Source organism: Streptomyces sp. NPDC096040 (assembly GCF_040303265.1).
Taxonomy (GTDB): Bacteria; Actinomycetota; Actinomycetes; order Streptomycetales; family Streptomycetaceae; genus Streptomyces.
Genome location: NZ_JBEOTA010000002.1, coordinates 185,749 through 204,706, shown reverse-complemented (window position 1 = coordinate 204,706; position 18,958 = coordinate 185,749). Strand labels below are relative to the sequence as shown.

Here is an 18,958-nt window from a genome sequence, read left to right as displayed (position 1 = left end):
GCCGGGGATCAGGCCGGGCGGACCACCCGGTGGATCGCCGACTCCCCGGCGTTGTAGATCGACTCCTCGCGGATGGACGCCCCCGGGCTCGGCGCGTGGATCATCATGCCGTTGCCCGCGTAGACCCCGACGTGGCTGTCGTTGTCGAAGAAGAAGACCAGGTCACCCGGTTCGATGGCGGACAGGGGCATCGGGGTGCCGGCGAAGGTCTGCTCCTGCGCGCTGCGCGGCAGCGACACCCCTGCGGCCCGCCAGGCGGCCTGGGTCAGGCTGGAGCAGTCGTACGACTCCGGTCCCGTCGCCCCCCAGACACAGGGCCGTCCGATCTGCGCCCGTGCGAACGCCAGCGCCTTCATGGCCTTCCCGGACTCGGCGGCGGAGCCGGGCACGAGGAGAGAACCGGTGTCGGCGACGGCTCCGGGGGCGAAGGTGGCTGCGGTGGTGGCTGGGGGCGTGGTGGGGAGCGGGGCGGTGATCATCGGGGGTGCGGTCGGGATGGGCGCGGTGACTACCGGGGCTGCCGGGGGGAGCGGAGCCGGAGCGGCTGGGGCGGCGGTGGCCATGGTCATGGGGGGCGCGGTCGTCGCTGCGGCGGACGCCATCATCGCCCAGGGAGGGTCCGTCACGGCCGTGGGCGTCGCCGCCGGGGCGGTGGTGTAGGCGGCGGCCGCGGGCTGCGTTCCGGCGGCGTAGGCGCCCATGTCGGCGGCGGGCGCCGCGGGGAAGGCGCCGGTGCCCCAGTCGTCCGACGACATGGCGTATGCGGCGGCGGGATAAGCGGGATAAACGGTCTCCGCGGCGGCCGGGGGCGCGCTGACGTAGGCGGCGGTCGCGGCCGGCATCATGCCCTGGAAGGGGCCGGTGTCCATCGGAGCCGAAGCGGCCGCCGCCGGCATGGCGGGCGCTGCGGTCGGGAAGGCGCCGGTGTTCATGGGGGCCGCGGTCGGGAAGGCGCCCGTGTCGTCCGGCATCGGGAACGTACCCGTGGCGCCGGGCGTCATGACCCGGAAGGAACCGGTGTCGCCCGGGCTCGCGGTCGGTGTGGCACTCGCGTTGGTGGGGGAGACGGCCGGGAAGGTGTCCGTACGGCCCGGGGTCATGATGCGGAAGCCGCCGGTGTCCGCCGGGGACATGGGCCGGCCGGCGCCCGGGGTCATGACCTGGAAGGAGCCGGTGTCCGTCGCGGGCACCACCGGTATGGCACCCGTCTCCGTCACGGTCACCGCCGGGAAGGCGCCCGTACCGGTCAGGGCGTCGGTCCGGAAGGCGCCGGTGTCGCCGTACTGTCCGGGCATGCCGGCGGCGGCCGGCCACTGCTGCGCCGGGATCTGTGCCCCGGGCGTCGGCCAGGGGGACTGCGCGACCGGCGCGGGCTGCGGGACCGGGGCGGGCGCGGGCGGTTCGAGCGCCGCGATCGCGCGCTGTCCGGTGCGCTGGGACAGCAGCTCACGCGCCTTGGCGATCTTCAGCTGGTTCTTGGTCTTGGACGTGCCCGGCGCCTGGCGCTGCGGCGCGGCGACGGCCGGCAGCGCCTTGGGCGCACTCGACGGTCCCGGCGGCAGCGCCGCGGGGGACCCGGCCGTCAGTTCCAGCTTCGGGCGCTCGGTCAGCTCGCGGACGACCTCGATGTCGCTGTTCGCGGCCGGTCCCGCGGTCAGCTCGGGCCGGGACGGGCCGGAGCCCTCCAACTGGCCGAGCAGGTCGGCGGCCATGGCGCTGACTGGCCGCCGCGGGCCGGGCCGCGCGGGCTGCCGGTCGGCGGGCAGCGCCGCCGGGACACTCGGCCCCAGTCGCGAGCGCGCGCTGTCGAACCACTCCCGGGCGATGTTGTCGAGGCCCGGGTCGTCACGCCGGGGCCGCTTGAAGAGCGGGACACCGCGGGACCGCGAGCCCCCGTTCATCGCACGTGTGGCGTTGTAGTTCCCGGTGGCGTTCTCGGCCTGGTCGTAGAGGCTGTCGATCCGCTGTCGAACCTCGTCACGGCTCTCGGGCGCCATGGGGGTCGTGCTCCTTCCGTGCTCCGCCTACCGAGTTAGCTGTCGGGTTCGGGCGGGTCGATCCGGAAGGCATGCCCTACGGCCCTTGCCCCTAAGGGCAGTTGGCCGATTCACCCCAGTGGTTCGGTTGGGTCCCCGGCTCCGGATCGCCCCGTTGGGCACCGGATTCGGCGGAGGCCGCGCGGCCCGACGGGATTCGCCGGGGGGAGCCGAGCGGCTTGCCCGTCAACTTAGCCAACTTGTGTCACTCGTGTGAAGGTTGACGTGCGTAATGTCCGATACGTATTTGTGATGTTCGTCGTAGCGTTCGGGACCAGACCGCCGCCCAAGGGGGCGCTTCCTGTGAGGTCACCGTGAATTCGCGGGACCGTTGAACACGGTGGCGCCACGCTGCGTATGTGACGGGGGATTTCCATGTCCGGCCGACCGACACGCAGGGGAACGACCTTGAGACCCAACAGGCGCAGACGCCCGACCGGCGCACAACGCGCGACCTTCGCAGCGGTCGCGCTGATGCTCGGCGGCGGAGTACTGGTCGCGGTGAACGTCTACGCCTCGGCCACCGAAGGCGGTTCGGACCAGCAGTCCGGGCAGATCGCCACCGGCCAGGTGCTGTCCGCGCCCACCGTGTACTGCCCCGACATCGGCAGCCGGCTGACGGACGTGCCCGACGGGGCCCGGGCCGACGTCGACGGTGAACTCGCGCAGCTGGACCAGCAGATCGCGGCCGCCTACCAGCAGCTCAAGGAGTCCGCCGCGGCGATCCAGCAGAACCCCGGCCTCGCCGACCGGACGATCCTGGATCCGCTGAAGGAGAAGCGGTCCGAATCCCTCCAGCGGATCGCCGACGCCGTCGACCGCGAGGGCGACCGCCGCCCCCAGGGCCTCGACGACCTCGCCGCGTGCACCCTGCGCTCCTCGGACCAGAGCGGCGGGCAGTCAACGGCGCCGCAGGACAGCGCCACGCCGAGCCAGCGCGCCAGCGCCGGCGCCGGTGTCGGCGGCCAGGGTGGCAACGGCCCGGTCGCCGCCGACTACGCCGACATCACCACCGTCCAGCCCAACGTCACGACCCCGGCCGAGCAGCCCGGCGGCTCCACCGGCACCTTCGCCTCCAGCTGCGGTGTCAACGCGAACGGCCTGTTCAATTCGGACAACGTGATCGTCGCGCCCGGTGTCTCCAACGGCGCCCACCACTTCCACGACTACGTCGGCAACCAGTCCAACAACGCCTTCGCCAGCGACGACGACCTCGCGAACGCCGACACGAGCTGCGCGGACCAGGGCGACAAGTCCACGTACTACTGGCCCGTACTGCGGCTGCAGAACGGCAGGCAGGAGCGGGACGCCGAGAAGCCGGGTGGCGGCACCGAGGGCAACGCCGGTCAGATCGTGACGGCGAAGGAGGTCACGCTCACCTTCGAGGGCAACCCGAGCTCCAAGGTCACCGAGATGCCGCGGCTGCTGCGCATCATCACCGGCGACGCCAAGGCCTTCGTCAACGGCCCGGCCAACGCCAACGCCTCCTGGAGCTGCACCGGTTTCGAGGACCGGCAGCTCAAGGACAAGTACCCGCTCTGTCCCTCGGGCAGTGACGTCGTACGCACGTTCAAGTTCCAGAGCTGCTGGGACGGCCGGAACATCGACAGCGCCAACCACCGCACCCACGTGGCGTTCGCCGCGGCCGACGGCAGCTGCCCGGCCGGTTTCCGGGCGATCCCGCAGCTGGTGCAGCGCATCGTCTACGACGTCGACGCGCCGAGCCTCCAGGACGGCGGCCGTACGGTCCCGCTGTTCGCGGTGGACTCGTTCCCCGAGCAGCTGCACAAGCCGGTCACCGACCACGGCGACTTCATCAACGTCTTCGACGAGAGCCTGATGCGGAAGATGGTCGACTGCATCAACTCCGGTCGCACCTGCGGGGCGGGGGCCGACGAGCAGCCGCCGTCGCAGAGCGCCGACCCCGTCCCGTCCGAGTCGGCGAGCCCGGAGAACCCGCCGTCCGACACGGCGAGCCCGGTCACCGAGCCGAGCGACACGGCGGCCCCGGCCGACCCGCCGGCCGAGTCCGAGAGCGCCCAGCCCTCCGAGCCCCCGGCCGAGTCCGAGAGCGCGGAGCCATCCGAGCCCCCGGCCGACCAGCCCGCCACGGGAACCGCCCCCACCGGCAACACCGGTCTGCCGAGGGTCTACACGAGCAGTTCACCCAAGAAGTCGTCGGGCACCACATCGGGTGGCGGTGACATCAGCCGGCCGACCGAGCGGCCCGAAACCCCGACCCCGACCAGCACGGCGAGCGCGGCCGGTGCCGCTCCGGTGGGTCAGGAGACCCCGTCGACCGCACCCCAGACCGAGCCGCAGGCCGTCCAGGGCGATCTCGCCGAGACCGGCGCCCACCTCTGGCCCGCCCTCCTCGGCGGACTGCTGCTGGCCTCCGGGTTCGTGCTGCTGTGGCGCACCCGCTGGACCTCGTCCTGACGGAGACGTACCGCGGCTCATGGCCGGCCTGGTCCAGACGGCACCTCCTGCGCGTTTGCCGTCGGCGGGCTCGGCGCGGCAGGGTGCCGGTGTGTCTACCTTGCTGATCGTCCACCACACGCCCTCACCGCACTGCCAGGCCATGTTCGAGGCCGTGGTCTCCGGGGCGACGACCCCGGAGATCGAGGGGGTGCGGGTCGTGCGGCGGGCCGCCCTGTCCGCCACGGCCTCCGACGTTCTCGCGGCCGACGGCTACCTCCTGGGCACCCCGGCCAATCTCGGATATGTCTCCGGCGCCCTCAAACATTTCTTCGACCAGATCTACTACCCATGCCTGGACGAGACGCAGGGCCGTCCTTTCGGCGCCTATGTGCACGGCGGCAACGACGTCACCGGCGCCCTGCGTGCCCTCGACGCCATCACCACCGGCCTCGGCTGGCGCGCGGCGGCCCGGCCGGTCACGGTGACCGGCGAGCCGGGCAAGGCCGACATCGAGGCGTGCTGGGAACTCGGGGCGACAATCGCCGCCGGACTCGCCGACGACGCCTGACGTCCTCTCCGTCACCCCGTGGGACGAAGGTGCGGGCGCCGGGTCCAGGGCACACGATGGGACGAGGCCATGTCGTCGATCCCAGGGAGCGTCGGATGGCAGCGCATCGGCATGCCTCCGGGCCGCCCGCGAACGAACTGCTGCGGGAGTGCGCCCGTGAGGTCGTGGACGTCGCCGAGGGCATCCGCGAGGTCTGCGCACGGACCAGCTCCGTCCTGTTCGCACCGGCGCTGACCAGCTCCGCGCGCCGTCGCCCGCGCACCGGCTACGCCGCCCGTTGGGCGCTGCTGCGGGCGCTCACCAACCGGCAGGGGCTCGGCGGTTCGGCGATCGTGGCACCGGACGGCATGGGCCGTCTGCTCGGCGCGGCGGGGGAGGCGCTGGGCCGGGAGAGCCTGGCCGCGCTGGTGGCGGTCACCTCGCTGCGGCTGAGGATCGCCGCCGTCCTGCTCGACCACCCCGAGTTCGGGCACGACCCGGGCATGCGCAGGCTGACGGCCGCGGTCACCGCCGACCACGACCGGGAGGCCGTTCGTGCGCTGCGGACCCTGTTCAAGGACCAGGGTGCCCAACGGGCCCTGTCCGCAATGGCCCCCGTCCTGGCCGAACTCCTCGCCATTCGCGGCCTGCTGGACGAGGACCCGATCAACGACGAGACCGCCTGGGCGCTCGTCGCCGGCCGTGAGCTGACCGCCGGCCCGGTGCGGGGCGTCAGCGCCGCCCATCCCTCCGTCATGGACCGGGATGAAGGCGCCGTCCAGGCCGTCGAACCGTCCGCCCTGGAGGCCCAGGGCATCGCCGCCGAGGGCTCCCTGCTCGCCTTCCTGCGCACCATGGACGTCCTCGCCACCGACGGCCGCGTCCTGGTCCAGGAGGTGCGAGGCCCCGACGGTGTGCTCCGGTACGTCGTCGAGGCGCCCGGCACGGCCCCCGGCCGCCCCCGCGGCGACTCCCCGCAGGACTTCGCCGGCGCCTGGCGCAACCTGTTCACGACCGACTCGCCCTACACCCGCTCGATCCTGCTGGCGATCCGGGAGCACGGCGTCCCGCGCGGCGCCGACCTCGCGCTCGTCGGGCACGGCGAGGGCGGCACCGCGCTGCTGAACCTCGCGCAGGACGACGAGTTCTGCCGCGCATACCGGGTCACCCACGTGGTCGCCGTCGGCTCCCCGATCGGCGACAGGAAACCCGCCGACCCGCGCACCTGGGTCGCCGGCATCACCAACCGGCACGACATCGTCCCGGTCCTCGACAGCCGTAGCGCGGGCCCCGCGTTCGACCCGCACCCCAACCGGTACCGGGCCGACTACACCGGCCCCGACCACGAGTTCCCGCGCTGCCACCTGCTCCGCGTCTACATCGACCACCTGGAGACGGTGATCCCACAGGTCACCCAGGACGTCGACCAGGCCCTCACCCCCTATCGCGGCCCGGTCGAACGCACCTGCGTCTACCGGCTCAAGGACCGCGCCCGCCCGCCCGAGGGCTACCCCCTGCTGACCGTCCCCACCAGCAGCGTCCCCACCTCGGCGGGCCCGGTCGACGTGCCGGTCCGCTACTACGACTCCTCAGCCGCCCACCTGTGCTACCCGGTCGACACCGACGTCGCCCGAAGCCTGCTGCCGGACGCCACCTGGATGGCCCCCACCCGCCTCGGCCGCCGCGCCCTCGCCGTGCTCTCCCTCTACGAGCACCGCTGCACCACCATCGGCCCCTACACCGAACTCGGCCTGTCCGTCGTGGTCGACGACCTGTGGCGGCCGCACGCCTACGACCTGGCCAGGGACCTGCTGCGCCGCGTCGACCTGCGCCGCACCGGGCGATACGTCGTCGCCGTCGCCGTCGGCACCCAGGAGGCGCGGGCGGTGGCCGAGGAGCTCTGGGCGCAGCCGGCCGTGCACGGATCCGCCGAGGTCGCCCTGCAGGGACACGAACTCCGGGTCGAGGCACCGGAGTTGGGCCTGAGCGTCGAGGGCAGCCTCGGCCCCGGTGTGCGCTGTCCGGAGCCGGACTGGGTGCTCTACGGGCGCCGGGGCGACAGCGCCGTACGCACCCTGGTCCGTGCCGCCGGCCGACCGCGTGTCCACACCCGCCCGCGGGTACGGCTGCGGCTCGACGGCGGGCACGGACCGCTGGCCCGCCACCTCCAGATCCTCGAACTCGACACCGTCCGGCCCGGGTTCGTCCTGACCAGCCCACGGTTCATCGCCCACAGAAGCGCCGGCGCGCTGCTGCCGCGCTGAGCCCGAGAACAGGTGCGCCCCATGGTGACCGAATCCCGTCCCGCCACCGCCGCCCCCGAACTCCTCGCGTACGTCAACGACTTGAGAGTCGATGCCGACCGCATGGACGGCTATGCACAGCGGCTGCGCGGTGCCGCCGTCACCCTGCGCGGCTGCGCCGAGGCACCGGAATGGAGCGGAGCCACCCTGGAACGACAGGCGTCGGCCTGCGCGGCCGCGGCGGCCCAACTGCGCTCCGCGGCAACGGCATTGCTGACGCATGCCACACAGTGACCGGCACCCGCCCGGGCCCGGGCCCGGACCGGTCCGCGGTCGTCGTCCCTTCGACGGCTTTCGCACTTCCGGGCAGCGGCGGCCTTGCCGCCCGGGCGTCGGGTTCGGCGGGCAGGACGCCGTACCCGCCCTCGCCGCCGTCGACTGGCGGCGCCCACGTCCCCGGCCGGCACGGGGTGGACGCCAGGACCACGCGGCGCTCCGGGCGTCAGCCGTGCAGCGCGGCCTCCAGGACCAGCAGGCACGCCTCGCCCGGGCGCCACCCCGGCGACCGCATCCCGTGCCGGGCGCCCCCGCCCCGGGCACGCCGAGGCCCGGACCTCGCAAGAGGCCCGGGCCGCGGGGCGGGACAGGGAGCGGGGTCAGCCGGCCGGGGTGGTGTGGGGTTGTTCCGGGCCGGGCTTCGGACGGGTGCGGGTCCAGGACGGGTCGGCCGCGAGTTCAGGCGTGGGGGGACGGTTCATGAGACGACGGGCTTTCTGAGTGTGTGGGGGATGTCAGTCCGGTGCCGTCGACAGCTCGGCCCAGACGACGCGTGCGGAGGATCCCTTTGGTGCGACCGTGACGCCCCAGTCGAGGCTGAGCGCGTCGACCAGGAACAGCCCGCGCCCGTTCTGCTCGTCGGGTCTGGCCTGCCGGGGCACCGGGAGTGTGAAGCTCCCGCTCTGGTCCTCGACCTCGATACGGATCCGGTCAGGGGCGGCGTGCACCCGGCATATGATCCGCCGGCCGGCCGAGTGGACGATCGAGTTGGTGACCAGTTCGGAGGTCACCAGGACCGCGTTGTCGCAGGCCTCCTCGCACACGCCCCACGAGGCCAGCAGCTCGCCCACGCTGCGGCGGGCGTTGCCCACCGCCCGCGGTGTCGGCGCCAGGTCGAACGCCAGGCTGTGCGGGAGGGGCCGGTCCCCGGAGGCGAACCGGTCGAGGCCTTGCGGCCCAGGGAGTCGACCGAGGCGTTCGCCTCCGGGTGGTCGGGGAATGTCCGTCGCGTCCGACGGGCGGTGCGGTCCCTCGGCACCGGCCGCGAGGGCCGGTCGGGGCCGACCGGGTATCCGGTCGTCGGGCAGTCGGTCGAGCGGCTGGGGGAGAGAGGGCGGGGCCATCGCCGTACGCCTTTCGTCCGGCTTCGCAGCGTGGGGGGCTGGGCGGTCGCATCCGCCCCGGGCCGCCCGGGGGGCAGACGACGACCCGTGCCTGGACGACACCGGATCGCAGCTCAGTCTCCCCCAACTGGACCGCTTCGCCTGCTCCTTGGTCGGTCGGAGCAGTAGGTCCACTCTGGCATCTGCCAACATCGCCTCGCAACCTGCAAGTTGAAAATTGCAAGAAGTGAAGTGCATGCTGCTCCCGACAAGAAGTGATCGAATGAGTCCGTGACCGATCACGAGTGCGTGAGACGGTGTCCCTGAAACCCGCTGTGAGGGGGTAGGGCGTGACCTCGGAGACCGACTGGGGCGGTGCCCCTTCCGTCCTGCGCATGATCCTCGGCCGGCAGCTGGAGGAGATGCGGACCCGGGCGGGCCTGACCTACGAGCAGGCGGGCGCCGCGATCGGGGTCAGCCACTCCACGATCCGCCGGATGGAGGCCGCCAAGGTGGCCCGCCTCCGGCTGACCGACGCCGAGAAGCTCCTGCAGATCTACGGCGTGACGGACCGCCAGGAGCTCGACACCTTCCTGCAGTCGGTGCGCGAGGCCAACAAGCGCGGCTGGTGGCACACCTACCGCGATGTGATGCCGGACTGGTTCGCCGCGTATCTGAGCCTGGAGCAGGCCGCGTTGCAGATCCGCGCCTACGAGAACCAGTTCGTGCACGGCCTGTTGCAGACCCGGGAGTACGCGGCCGCCCTGCTCGGCGCGGGCAACCCGCACGCCCCGGCCGAGGCCACCGAGCGCCGGGTGGCGCTGCGTATGCGCCGGCAGGAACTGCTCACCCGCGAGGCGCCGCCCAGGCTCTGGGTCGTGATGGACGAGACGGTGCTGCGCTGGCCGGTCGGCGGCGCCGGGGTCATGCGCGCCCAGATCGACCATCTCGTCGAGATCAACCGGCTGCCCAACGTCACCTTGCAGATCATGCCGTTCGCCAACGGCCCGCACCCGGCCATGCGCGCGGGTGCGTACCACCTCTTCCGGTTCCGGGCCCGCGAACTGCCCGACATCGTCTATCTCAACGGCCTGGTGGGCGCCGTCTACCTGGACAAGAGCGAGGATGTCGTGGTCTATCGCGAGGCCCTGGACCGGTTGGGCGCCCAGGCGGCGCCCGCCAGGAAGACCGAGGTCATCCTCGGTGCGATTCGCGAGGAGCTCTGACGTGCACCACCCCATACACAACGGCATCCCGTCCCGGCAACTCGGCGCGCGCGGCTGGTCCAAGCCGTGGAGCGACGACGCCGGCGGAGCCTGCGTGGAAGTGAAGAAGCTCGCCGACGGCCGGGTCGCGGTACGCCAGTCGACCGACCCCGACGGCCCGGCGCTGGTCTTCACGCCCCGCGAGATGACCAGTTTCCTGTCCGGTGTGAAGGCGGGTGACGCCGACTTCCTGATGTGAACCGTGTTCCTGGAACTTCCTTGCTATAGCTGATCGTTCAGCAACGGCCCACACCTGTACCACCCCCCCGAAGTCCCCCCGCACCCCCTCACCTCACCCGAATGGGAGACACGGCGTTGCCCGACAACGGATGGCCGGCCGACCGCATCGACACCGAGAACGCGCACTCCGCCCGGATCTACGACTACATCCTGGGCGGCAAGGACTACTACCCCGCCGACCAGGAGGCGGGCGACGCCATGTCCCGGGAGTGGCCCGCCCTCCCGATCCACATGCGCGCCAACCGCGACTGGATGAACCGCGCCGTGCGCTGGCTCGCCGAGGAAGCGGGGATGCGCCAGTTCCTGGACGTGGGGACCGGCATCCCCACCTCCCCGAACCTCCACGAGATAGCCCAGGCGGTCTCCCCCGACTCCCGGGTCGTCTATGTGGACAACGACCCCATCGTCCTCACCCTGTCCCAGGGCCTGCTCTCCAGCACGCCCGAGGGCAGGACGGCCTACATCGAGGCGGACTTCCGCGACCCGGCGGCCATCCTGGACGCCCCCGAGCTGCGTGAGACCCTCGACCTCGGCCGACCGGTGGCGCTCACGGTGATCGCCATCGTGCACTTCATGCTCGACGCGGACGACGCGGTCGGTGTCGTACGACGGCTGCTGGAACCGCTCCCCTCCGGCAGCTATCTGGCGATGTCCATCGGCACCGCCGAGTTCGCGCCCGAGGAGGTGGGCCGGGTCGCCCACGAGTACGCGGCCCGCAACATGCCGATGCGGCTGCGGACCATCGACGAGGCCCACGAGTTCTTCGAGGGCCTGGAGCTGGTCGAGCCCGGCATCGTCCAGGTGCACAAGTGGCACCCGGACGGCACCGGCGAGGAAGGCATCCGCGACGAGGACATCGCGATGTACGGAGCGGTCGCCCGCAAGCCGTGACCCCGGGTTCCGTGCCGGGGCCCGGCTCACCTTCCAGGCCCCGGCACGGTCGTCCGACGGCTACCGTGAGGGCATGAACAGCACGCGCGTCACCCGGCGGATGCAGGCACCCCCGGCCGCCGTCTACCGGGCGCTGCTCGACCCGGAGGCGGTCGCCGCCTGGCGGGCACCGGACGGCATGACCGCCCGGGTCCACGCCTTCGACGCCCGGGAGGGCGGCGAGTTCCGGGTGTCCCTCGACTACGACGACCCCGGCCGCGCCGGGAAGTCCGGCGGTCACACCGACACCTACCGAGGGCACTTCGCCCGGCTGGTCCCGGACCGCCTCGTCGTCGAGGTCATCGACTTCGAGACCGACGACGACGCCGTGCACGGCACCATGAAGATGACGACAGCCCTCACCGCGGCCGGTGGCGGCACGGACGTCGAGGTCCTGCACGAGGGCATCCCCGAAGGCGTCCGCCCCGAGGACAACGAACTGGGCACCCGGATGGCCCTCGACAACCTGGCCCGGCTCGTCGAGGGCCGGGAGTGACTCAGGCGTACGGGTCGAAGGCGATCCCGGACGGCATCGAGTAGGACAGGTTCGACTCGAAGGAGCCGTCCTTGATCTTGATGGTGGCGTCGCCGAAGTCGGCGTTCATCAGCTTGTCGCGGTAGCCCGCCGGATAGCCGTTCCAGCCCACCAGACGCGGGAAGAACCAGCCGCCGGTCACGTTCTCCGGCGGGTCGTCGTTGGAGTTGGCGAAGCGGAAGTCGTGGGTGGACAGGCCGTCCTTGTGGTACACGATCTTCGGGTGGGTGCCGTCGAACCGGATCGCCGAGGCGGCCGCCACCTGGTAGCTGCTGTGCTGGGAGACCGAGACGTACTGGACCTGGTTGTTCTGGATCCACACGATGACGTGTTCCCAGTCGTGCCGGTGGCCGATGGCCAGCGGCCCGTACGTCGCCTGGTCCTTCTCGAAGTAGCTGGCGTACATCACCGCGCACCAGCCGTTGTTGCACTTCTCGCGTGAGTAGGTGTTGGCGTTGGCCAGCTGCGCGTAGTCGTGGCAGTGGCCGTTGACGTCACCACCGAGCGCCAGACCGGGGTTGAGGGTGCCGTCGGCGCCGATCGCGGCGGTGGTGTAGCAGCCGTCGCCGTCGTAGTCGTAGGCCGGGGAGAACGTCTGCTCCAGTCCGTCCGCGTTCTGCGGGAGCAGCGTCAGGACATCGGCGTGCGCGGTGGCGGGCACGGCGACGACCAGCGCGAGCGCGCCGAGAGCGGCGGCGACGGCCTTGCGGAGCGTCCGTCTGCGGGTGGGGGACTGCAGGTCGGGCATGTCGACTCCCTGTCTCTGAAAGGCGATGCGGAGTCTGACATTCGAGCAATGGTCGAGACCACCCTCACGACTTGACTTTGACCCAAAGACAATTGCGTACGCCCGCTCCGAGTTCGGCCCGCTGGGGCTGGCCGACACCTTCCTGGAGCTGTACCCGGCGGACGGCGACGCGGCGGCGGCCCAGCAGTACAGCGCCTAAGCCCGTGACGAGGAACGCGTCTCCGCCTTCCTGTGGGCGACCCAGTTCAAGGACACCGCGGGCAACTCCGGCCCCGTCCACACCTACTTCTGGACCCGTGTCCTGCCCGGCCACGACGCCACCAACCCGGTCATCGGCACCGAGGTGACCGGCGCCTTCCAGAGCTCCGACGTCTACTACCTGCTCGGCCACCTCTACAGCACCGACCGCCCCTGGACCTCCCAGGACTACGACATCGCCGACACCACCGCCTCCTACGTCGCCCGCTTCGCCGCCACCGGCGACCCGAACGGCAGCTCCCTGACCGACCGGCCCGCCCTCGCCACCGACACCCCGCGGACGATGGAACTCGGCGCCGACTTCGGCACGGTCGCGGCGGCGGACAGCGACGCCAAGTTCACCTTCCTGAAGTCATACCTGGAGTCGCAGAGCAAGGAGTTCTGAGGACCGGGGTTCTGAGGACCGGGGTTCTGAGGACCGGGGTTCTGAGGACCGGGGTTCCGAGGGCCGGGGTGCCGGGGCCGTTCACGGCCGGGCGGCGCCGTGGCCGAGGATGCCGTGGTGGCGGCGGTGCTCGGTCGTCGGAGTGCGGTGCAGGGCGATCAGGGCCGCGTCGTCGCCCAGGCGTCCGCCCACATGCGCCAGCAGATCGCGCCGGAGGTGGTGCATCAGTGCCTCGGGAGCGGCGTCCGTCCACTGCGCGACCCGCTCCGCCAGCGGGTAGAAACGGCCCTGCGCGTCCCGCGCCTCGACGACACCGTCGGTGTAGAGCAGCAGGGTGTCGCCCGGCTCGAAGGAGAACACGTCCAGGGTGTGCTCGGTGCCGCCCGTACCGTGCACCCCCAGCGGCGGCGACGGATGCAGGCTCGGGACGGTGACCGCGTGCCCCGGGCTCAGCAGCAGGGGCGGCGGATGGCCGCAGCTGGTCATCCTGGTGACCGGGTCCTCGTCGGGGATCTCGACCAGCAGCGCGGTGACGAACCGCTCGCCCGCCTCCTCCACGGGCTCCAGGTCCGCCGCGTAGCGCTGCACGCTCTGCTCCAGGGCGGCCGCCAGGTCCGGCAGGGTGACATGTCGGTGGGCGGACTCCCGGAAGGCGCCGAGCAGTAGCGCCGCCTCCCCGATCGCCGACAGCCCCTTGCCCCGGACGTCGCCGATCAGGACGCGGACCTCGCCGTCGCGACGGGTGGCCGCGTACAGATCGCCGCCGATCTGCGCCTCGTCCTCGGCGGCCAGATACAGCGAGGCGATCCGCAGCGGGCCGATGTGCTCGGGCAGCGGCCACATCAGCACGTGCTGCGCGGCCTCGGCGACCGTGCGGACCTGGGCCAGCTGGGCGCGGCGCCGCTCGCGGACGGCGCTGTAGATCACCACGATCACCGAGAGCAGGACGAGGGTGACGATCTGCACGATGTGGTTGGCGGTGGTCAGCCCGCCGTGGAGCACGGCAATCAGCACCTGGGCGGTCACCGCGAGTGCCCCGACCAGCGCGGTCGTCCGGGGACCGGCGAAGGACGGGGTGAGCGCGGGGGCGATGACCAGGGTGGGGCCCAGATGGATGTCCTCGGGCGAGCGCAGGTCCGCCACCGTGATCACCAGGATGAGCAGCACCGGGAGCAACAGCAGCGCGTGGGACGACTGCCATGACTGCCGAAGCCCCGCCGCACTGCTCTGCCAGCTCCCCATGCCCCCAGCGTGCGCCACCCCGGATCGAGCGGCCACCCCGAACGGTCCTAGAGGTTCACGCTCCGCATCCCGGACTCGTCGTAGCGCTCGCCCGCCGCCTTCGGTATCTCGGCGACGATGCGGGCCAGGTCCTCCTTGGTCAGTTCGACGTCGACGGCGCCGGCGTTCTGCTCCAGGTAGGTACGGCGCTTGGTGCCCGGGATCGGGACGATGTCGTCGCCCTGGGCCAGCACCCAGGCGAGGGCCAGCTGGGCCGGGGTCACGTCCTTCTCAGCGGCGATCTCCTTCACCTTGTCGGCGAGCCGCAGGTTCGCCTCCAGGTTGTCGCCGGTGAAGCGGGGACCGGTGCGGCGCCAGTCGTTCGCGTCGAGGTCGTCGGGGGAGGAGAACCGGCCGGCCAGGAAGCCACGGCCCAGCGGGGAGTACGGCACGAACCCGATGCCCAGCTCACGGCAGGTCGGGATCACCTCGTCCTCCGGGTCACGCGTCCACAGCGAGTACTCGGTCTGCACGGCCGCGATCGGGTGGACCGCGTGGGCCCGCCGGATCGTCTCGGGGCTCGCCTCGCTCAGCCCGATGTGCCGCACCTTGCCCTCGGCGACCAGCTCGGCCATGGCGCCGACGGTCTCCTCGATCGGCACGTTCGGGTCGACGCGGTGCTGGTAGTAGAGGTCTATGTGGTCGGTGCCGAGACGCTGGAGCGAGCCGTGCACCGAACTGCGGACGTGCTCGGCCGAGCCGTCCTGGCGGCCGACGGTGCTCATGTCACCGGGGACGGCGTTGTCCATCCGGAAGTTGAACTTCGTGGCGATCACGTACTCGTCCCGGTGCCCCCGGATCGCCTCGCCGACCAGCGTCTCGTTGGTCAGCGGCCCGTAGAGCTGCGCGGTGTCGAGGAAGGTGATCCCGAGGTCCAGCGCGCGGTGGATGGTCCGCGCGCCCTCTTCCTGGTCCGTGGTGCCGTAGAAGGCGGACATTCCCATGCAGCCGAGGCCGATGGCGGAAACCCGCAGATCTCCCAGTTGGCGCTGTCGCATGTGACTCCCAGCCTTTCCTGCTCATTCGTTCCTGGTTCCGGTCGGCTCGGGCCCCTATTCCATGGAGCGGCGGTTTCCGGCCGTCGGCATCCCGGGGCGACCCCGGCGCCGTGGACGCTACGACTTCAAGAGCACTCGAAGTCAAATTCAAGAGCACTCGAAGTCAAACGGGCGGCGCCGCCGATCCGGTAGATGTAGACCCCAGGACCGTGATCGCCGCCCAGCCTTCCGGGGAGCCCGCATGTTGCTGCGCCAGCTCGAATACCTCGTCGCGCTGGCCCGGGAGCGCCACTTCGCCCGGGCGGCGGCCGCCTGCCATGTCTCCCAGCCCTCGCTGTCCGCCGCGATCCGGCGGCTGGAGCACGAACTCGGTGTGCCGATCGTGCGCCGGGGCCGCCGCTACGAGGGCCTGACCCCCGAGGGCGAGCTGGTGCTGGCGTGGGCGCACCGCATCCTCGCCGAGCGGGACGCGCTGCGCCAGGAGCTGTCGGCGCTGCGGGACGGCCTGACGGGCACCCTGCGTCTCGGGATCATCCCCACCGTGGTCCCCGTCGCCTCGCTGCTCACCGGCCCCTTCTGCGACCGGCATCCGCACGCCCGGGTGGCGATGGAGTCCCTGTCGTCCGCCGACATCCGGCGCGGCCTCACGGACTTCGAGCTGGACGCGGCCATGACCTACCTGGACGACGACGAGCTGCGACAGGTCCGCCGTTTCCCGCTCTACGAGGAGCGCTACGTCCTGCTCACCCCGGTCGGCGGCCCCCTCGGCGACATGGTCGCCGCCACCTGGTCCCAGGCCGCCGCCCTCCCGCTGTGCCTGCTCGGACCGCGGATGCGCAACCGACGGATCATCGACGAGTGCTTCGCCGCCGACGGCGCCGCACCGGTCCCGGCGATCGAGTCCGACAGTGTGGCCGGGCTCTACGCCCACCTCCCCGGCGGCCGTTGGTCCAGTGTGATCTCCCACGCCTGGCTGCACATGTTCGGTGTGCCGGCGGGCATGCGCGTGGTCCCCCTGGCGGGCCCGGCCCACGGTCCGCGGGTGGGCCTCGTGGTCGCCCGCAGCGAACCCCAGTCCGTGCTCGCCGAGGCCCTGGTGAAGGTCGCCCGTCAGGCGCGGCTGCGGGACGCGCTCGACAGCCTGCTGACCGCCCACCTGGACGGCCGCGACTGATAGACGCGGGCTACGACCACATAACAAAGTTCGCTTTGACCTGCGCAGTTGCCCCCGAGGATCGTGAAGGCAAGCCATCCGCAACGGAGTTGAGGAGACGCCACCATGGCCAAGGTGCTCTGCGTCCTGTACGACGACCCGACCGACGGATACCCGAAGACCTACGCCCGCGACGACATCCCCGTCATCGACCACTACCCGGGCGGCCAGACCACCCCCACCCCCGAGGCGATCGACTTCCCCCCGGGCCACCTGCTCGGCAGCGTATCCGGTGAACTCGGCCTGCGCTCCTTCCTGGAGAAGGCCGGCCACACCCTCGTCGTCACCTCCGACAAGGACGGGACGGGCTCCGTCTTCGACCGTGAGCTGGCCGACGCCGACGTCGTCATCTCGCAGCCCTTCTGGCCGGCGTACCTCACCCCGGAGCGGATCGCCGCCGCCAGGAACCTCAAGCTGGCGATCACCGCCGGCATCGGCTCCGACCACGTCGACCTCCACGCCGCGATCGCCCACGGAGTGACGGTCACCGAGGTGACGTACTCCAACAGCATCAGCGTCGCCGAACACGTGGTGATGGTGATCCTGGGGCTCGTCCGCAACTACCTGCCCTCGCACCAGGTGGTGCTCGACGGCGGCTGGAACATCGCCGACTGCGTGAGCCGTTCGTACGACCTGGAGGGTATGCACGTCGGCACGGTCGCCGCCGGCCGGATCGGTCTCGCGGTGCTGCGCCGCCTCGCGCCCTTCGACGTGCAGCTGCACTACACCGACCGCGCCCGGCTGCCCGAGTCCGTCGAGCGCGAGCTGAACCTGACGTTCCACGAGAGCGCGGCCGCCATGGTCCCGCACTGCGACGTCGTCACCGTCAACGCGCCCCTCCACCCGGAGACCGAGGGCCTGTTCGGCGACGAACTGATCGGCACGATGAAGCGCGGCGCGTATCTCATCAACACCGCGCGGGCCCGGATCGCCGACCGGGACGCCGTCGACCGGGCGCTGCGCAACGGGCAGCTGGCCGGGTACGCGGGCGACGTCTGGTTCCCGCAGCCCGCGCCCGCCGACCACCCGTGGCGCACCATGCCGCACCAGGGGATGACCCCGCACATCTCGGGCTCCAGCCTCTCCGCGCAGGCCCGCTACGCGGCCGGCACCCGGGAGATCCTGGAGTCCTGGCTCGCCGGCCGGCCGATCCGCGACGAGTACCTGATCGTCGACGGCGGCGGGCTGGCCGGCACGGGAGCCAAGTCGTACTCCGTCAGGACCAGTTAGGAGCCGAGCCGGACCGGCAGCTCGAAGAGGTCGTTCTGGGTGACCACCGGCTTGTTGCGCAGCTCCGACGCCGGAACCGCGAGGTCCAGGCCGGGGAAGCGGTCGTAGAGGGCGGGCAGCGCGACGCCCGCCTCCAGCCGGGACAGGGCCGCGCCGGGGCAGACATGCGGGCCGTGCCCGAAGGAGATGTGCCGGTTCTTCGCCTCCCGGGTGATGTCGAACTCCCCGGCACTCGGCCCGTGCGCCTGCTCGTCGCGGCCGATCGCGGCGTACGACACGATCAGCGCGTCGCCCGCCGGGATCACCCTGTCGCCGACCGGCACGTCCTCGGTGGCGAAGCGGATCAGCACATGCGAGGTGGGGGTGGACCAGCGCAGGGTCTCCTCGACCACCGCCGACCAGTCCACCTCGCCCGAGAGCACCTTGGCGCGCTGGCCGGGGTGGGCGGAGAGGTTGACCACGGCGTTGACGATCAGGGAGATCGTCGTCTCGTGCCCCGCCGCCACCATCAGCTGCAGGGTGGAGACGATCTCCTCGTCCGTGAGGTGGTCGCCGTCCTCGGAGGCCAGGATCAGCGCGCTGGTCAGGTCGTCGCCGGGCTCGGCCCGCTTGGCGGCGACCGTCTCCGCCATGATTTGCGCCAGCTCCGTGAGGGTCGCGACGACCTCCGCGGGCGGGGTCTGGGTGGAGAAGAACTTCTCGAACAGCACCTTCAGACGGGGGAGCTTGGCCTCGTCGATGCCCATCAGGTCGGCGACCACGTACATGGGCAGCGGATAGGCGAAGGCTGCTTTGAGGTCGACGGTCTCCTGGTCCGCCGGGAGCGCGTCCAGGAGATCCTGGGTGAGCTTCTCGATCCGCTCCCGCATCTGCTCCACCCGGCGTGGGGTGAGCGCCTGCGCGACCAGCGCGCGCATCCGGCGGTGGTCGGCGCCGTCCACGGTCAGCATCGAACGGCCCGGGTTGGCGAGCCCGATCAGCGGCCAGTCCGGCGGGATCTCCCCGCGCTGCCAGGCACCCCATACATTGATGTCCTTGACCAGACGCGGGTCGGTGAGCAGCGCCTTGGCCTCGGCATGACGGGTGACCGCCCAGACGGGCACCCCGCCGGGCAGTTCCACGGCGGCGAGCGGACCGGCGGCGCGCAGCCGCGCGCTCTCACCGTCCAGGTCGGTGACGAAGGGGTCGAGGGCGATCCGGGCGTGTTCGGTACCGGTCGTCATCGTGACATGCCTCCCAGGGCAGGGTC

Annotated in this window: 18 protein-coding genes and 1 riboswitch; of the genes, 12 read left to right on the top strand and 6 right to left on the bottom strand. The window is 71.8% G+C overall.

All coding sequences use genetic code 11. The features are described 5' to 3' along the window. Window positions 1–8: 8 nt before the first annotated feature. Window positions 9–1,997, bottom strand: a complete 1,989-nt coding sequence (locus ABTY98_RS02770) for a C40 family peptidase (RefSeq protein ID WP_352219053.1) — start codon at window positions 1,995–1,997, stop codon at window positions 9–11. Between the two features lie 8 nt (window positions 1,998–2,005). Continuing rightward, window positions 2,006–2,180: riboswitch (cyclic di-AMP (ydaO/yuaA leader) on the bottom strand. A gap of 330 nt (window positions 2,181–2,510) precedes the next feature. Here ABTY98_RS02770 and ABTY98_RS02765 point away from each other — a divergent pair. From ABTY98_RS02765 to ABTY98_RS02750, 4 genes are all read left to right on the top strand, one after another. Then, window positions 2,511–4,475 (top strand): DUF1996 domain-containing protein, encoded by a 1,965-nt coding sequence (locus ABTY98_RS02765; RefSeq protein ID WP_352219214.1) that lies wholly within the window; start codon window positions 2,511–2,513, stop codon window positions 4,473–4,475. Between the two features lie 91 nt (window positions 4,476–4,566). Then, a complete protein-coding gene (locus tag ABTY98_RS02760; RefSeq protein ID WP_352219052.1) occupies window positions 4,567–5,025 on the top strand; it encodes a flavodoxin family protein in 459 nt (152 codons plus the stop codon). Between the two features lie 95 nt (window positions 5,026–5,120). Further along, window positions 5,121–7,268, top strand: a complete 2,148-nt coding sequence (locus tag ABTY98_RS02755) for a hypothetical protein (RefSeq protein WP_352219051.1) — start codon at window positions 5,121–5,123, stop codon at window positions 7,266–7,268. 21 nt (window positions 7,269–7,289) lie between these two features. Beyond that, complete coding sequence (locus ABTY98_RS02750) at window positions 7,290–7,541, top strand: hypothetical protein (RefSeq protein WP_352219050.1); 252 nt, start codon at window positions 7,290–7,292, stop codon at window positions 7,539–7,541. Between the two features lie 497 nt (window positions 7,542–8,038). Here ABTY98_RS02750 and ABTY98_RS02745 read toward each other — a convergent pair whose 3' ends face one another. After that, a complete protein-coding gene (locus ABTY98_RS02745) occupies window positions 8,039–8,647 on the bottom strand; it encodes an ATP-binding protein (protein ID WP_352219049.1) in 609 nt (202 codons plus the stop codon). A gap of 329 nt (window positions 8,648–8,976) precedes the next feature. Here ABTY98_RS02745 and ABTY98_RS02740 point away from each other — a divergent pair, with 329 nt between their 5' ends. The 4 genes from ABTY98_RS02740 to ABTY98_RS02725 all read left to right on the top strand — a co-directional run bounded on the left by ABTY98_RS02740 (window position 8,977) and on the right by ABTY98_RS02725 (window position 11,557). Further along, the gene (locus ABTY98_RS02740) at window positions 8,977–9,852 is read left to right on the top strand and encodes a Sco1979 family transcriptional regulator (RefSeq protein ID WP_352219048.1); all 876 of its coding nucleotides are present in this window, start codon (window positions 8,977–8,979) and stop codon (window positions 9,850–9,852) included. Between the two features lies 1 nt (window position 9,853). Continuing rightward, entirely contained in the window at window positions 9,854–10,090 is a 237-nt protein-coding gene (locus ABTY98_RS02735; protein WP_174856016.1) for a DUF397 domain-containing protein, read from the top strand. Between the two features lie 116 nt (window positions 10,091–10,206). Next, a complete protein-coding gene (locus ABTY98_RS02730; protein ID WP_352219047.1) occupies window positions 10,207–11,022 on the top strand; it encodes an SAM-dependent methyltransferase in 816 nt (271 codons plus the stop codon). Between the two features lie 73 nt (window positions 11,023–11,095). Beyond that, the gene (locus tag ABTY98_RS02725; protein WP_352219046.1) at window positions 11,096–11,557 is read left to right on the top strand and encodes an SRPBCC family protein; all 462 of its coding nucleotides are present in this window, start codon (window positions 11,096–11,098) and stop codon (window positions 11,555–11,557) included. A gap of 1 nt (window position 11,558) precedes the next feature. Here the strand turns inward: ABTY98_RS02725 and ABTY98_RS02720 are convergent, their stop codons facing one another. Continuing rightward, entirely contained in the window at window positions 11,559–12,344 is a 786-nt protein-coding gene (locus tag ABTY98_RS02720) for an NPP1 family protein (protein WP_352219045.1), read from the bottom strand. Window positions 12,345–12,369: 25 nt separating this feature from the next. Here ABTY98_RS02720 and ABTY98_RS02715 point away from each other — a divergent pair, with 25 nt between their 5' ends. Beyond that, complete coding sequence (locus ABTY98_RS02715; protein ID WP_352219044.1) at window positions 12,370–12,543, top strand: hypothetical protein; 174 nt, start codon at window positions 12,370–12,372, stop codon at window positions 12,541–12,543. A 30-nt stretch (window positions 12,544–12,573) separates the two neighbouring features. After that, window positions 12,574–12,987: a carboxylesterase family protein gene (locus ABTY98_RS02710; RefSeq protein WP_352219213.1), complete on the top strand. Its 414-nt coding sequence runs from the start codon at window positions 12,574–12,576 to the stop codon at window positions 12,985–12,987. Window positions 12,988–13,068: 81 nt separating this feature from the next. On the opposite strand, the gene ABTY98_RS02705 is transcribed toward ABTY98_RS02710, so the two are convergent. Both ABTY98_RS02705 and ABTY98_RS02700 read right to left on the bottom strand, forming a co-directional pair. Then, window positions 13,069–14,229, bottom strand: coding sequence for a PP2C family protein-serine/threonine phosphatase (locus ABTY98_RS02705; RefSeq protein WP_352219043.1), 1,161 nt, complete (start codon window positions 14,227–14,229; stop codon window positions 13,069–13,071). 47 nt (window positions 14,230–14,276) lie between these two features. Then, complete coding sequence (locus ABTY98_RS02700) at window positions 14,277–15,266, bottom strand: aldo/keto reductase (RefSeq protein WP_352219042.1); 990 nt, start codon at window positions 15,264–15,266, stop codon at window positions 14,277–14,279. 241 nt (window positions 15,267–15,507) lie between these two features. Between ABTY98_RS02700 and ABTY98_RS02695 the strand changes: the two genes are divergently transcribed. Beyond that, window positions 15,508–16,440, top strand: a complete 933-nt coding sequence (locus tag ABTY98_RS02695) for a LysR family transcriptional regulator (protein ID WP_352219041.1) — start codon at window positions 15,508–15,510, stop codon at window positions 16,438–16,440. 105 nt (window positions 16,441–16,545) lie between these two features. Then, the gene (locus tag ABTY98_RS02690; protein WP_352219040.1) at window positions 16,546–17,709 is read left to right on the top strand and encodes an NAD-dependent formate dehydrogenase; all 1,164 of its coding nucleotides are present in this window, start codon (window positions 16,546–16,548) and stop codon (window positions 17,707–17,709) included. On the opposite strand, the gene ABTY98_RS02685 is transcribed toward ABTY98_RS02690, so the two are convergent. Then, window positions 17,706–18,932 (bottom strand): cytochrome P450 family protein, encoded by a 1,227-nt coding sequence (locus ABTY98_RS02685; RefSeq protein ID WP_352219039.1) that lies wholly within the window; start codon window positions 18,930–18,932, stop codon window positions 17,706–17,708. The two genes, ABTY98_RS02690 and ABTY98_RS02685, sit on opposite strands and share 4 nt — an antisense overlap. Window positions 18,933–18,958 lie beyond the last annotated feature (26 nt).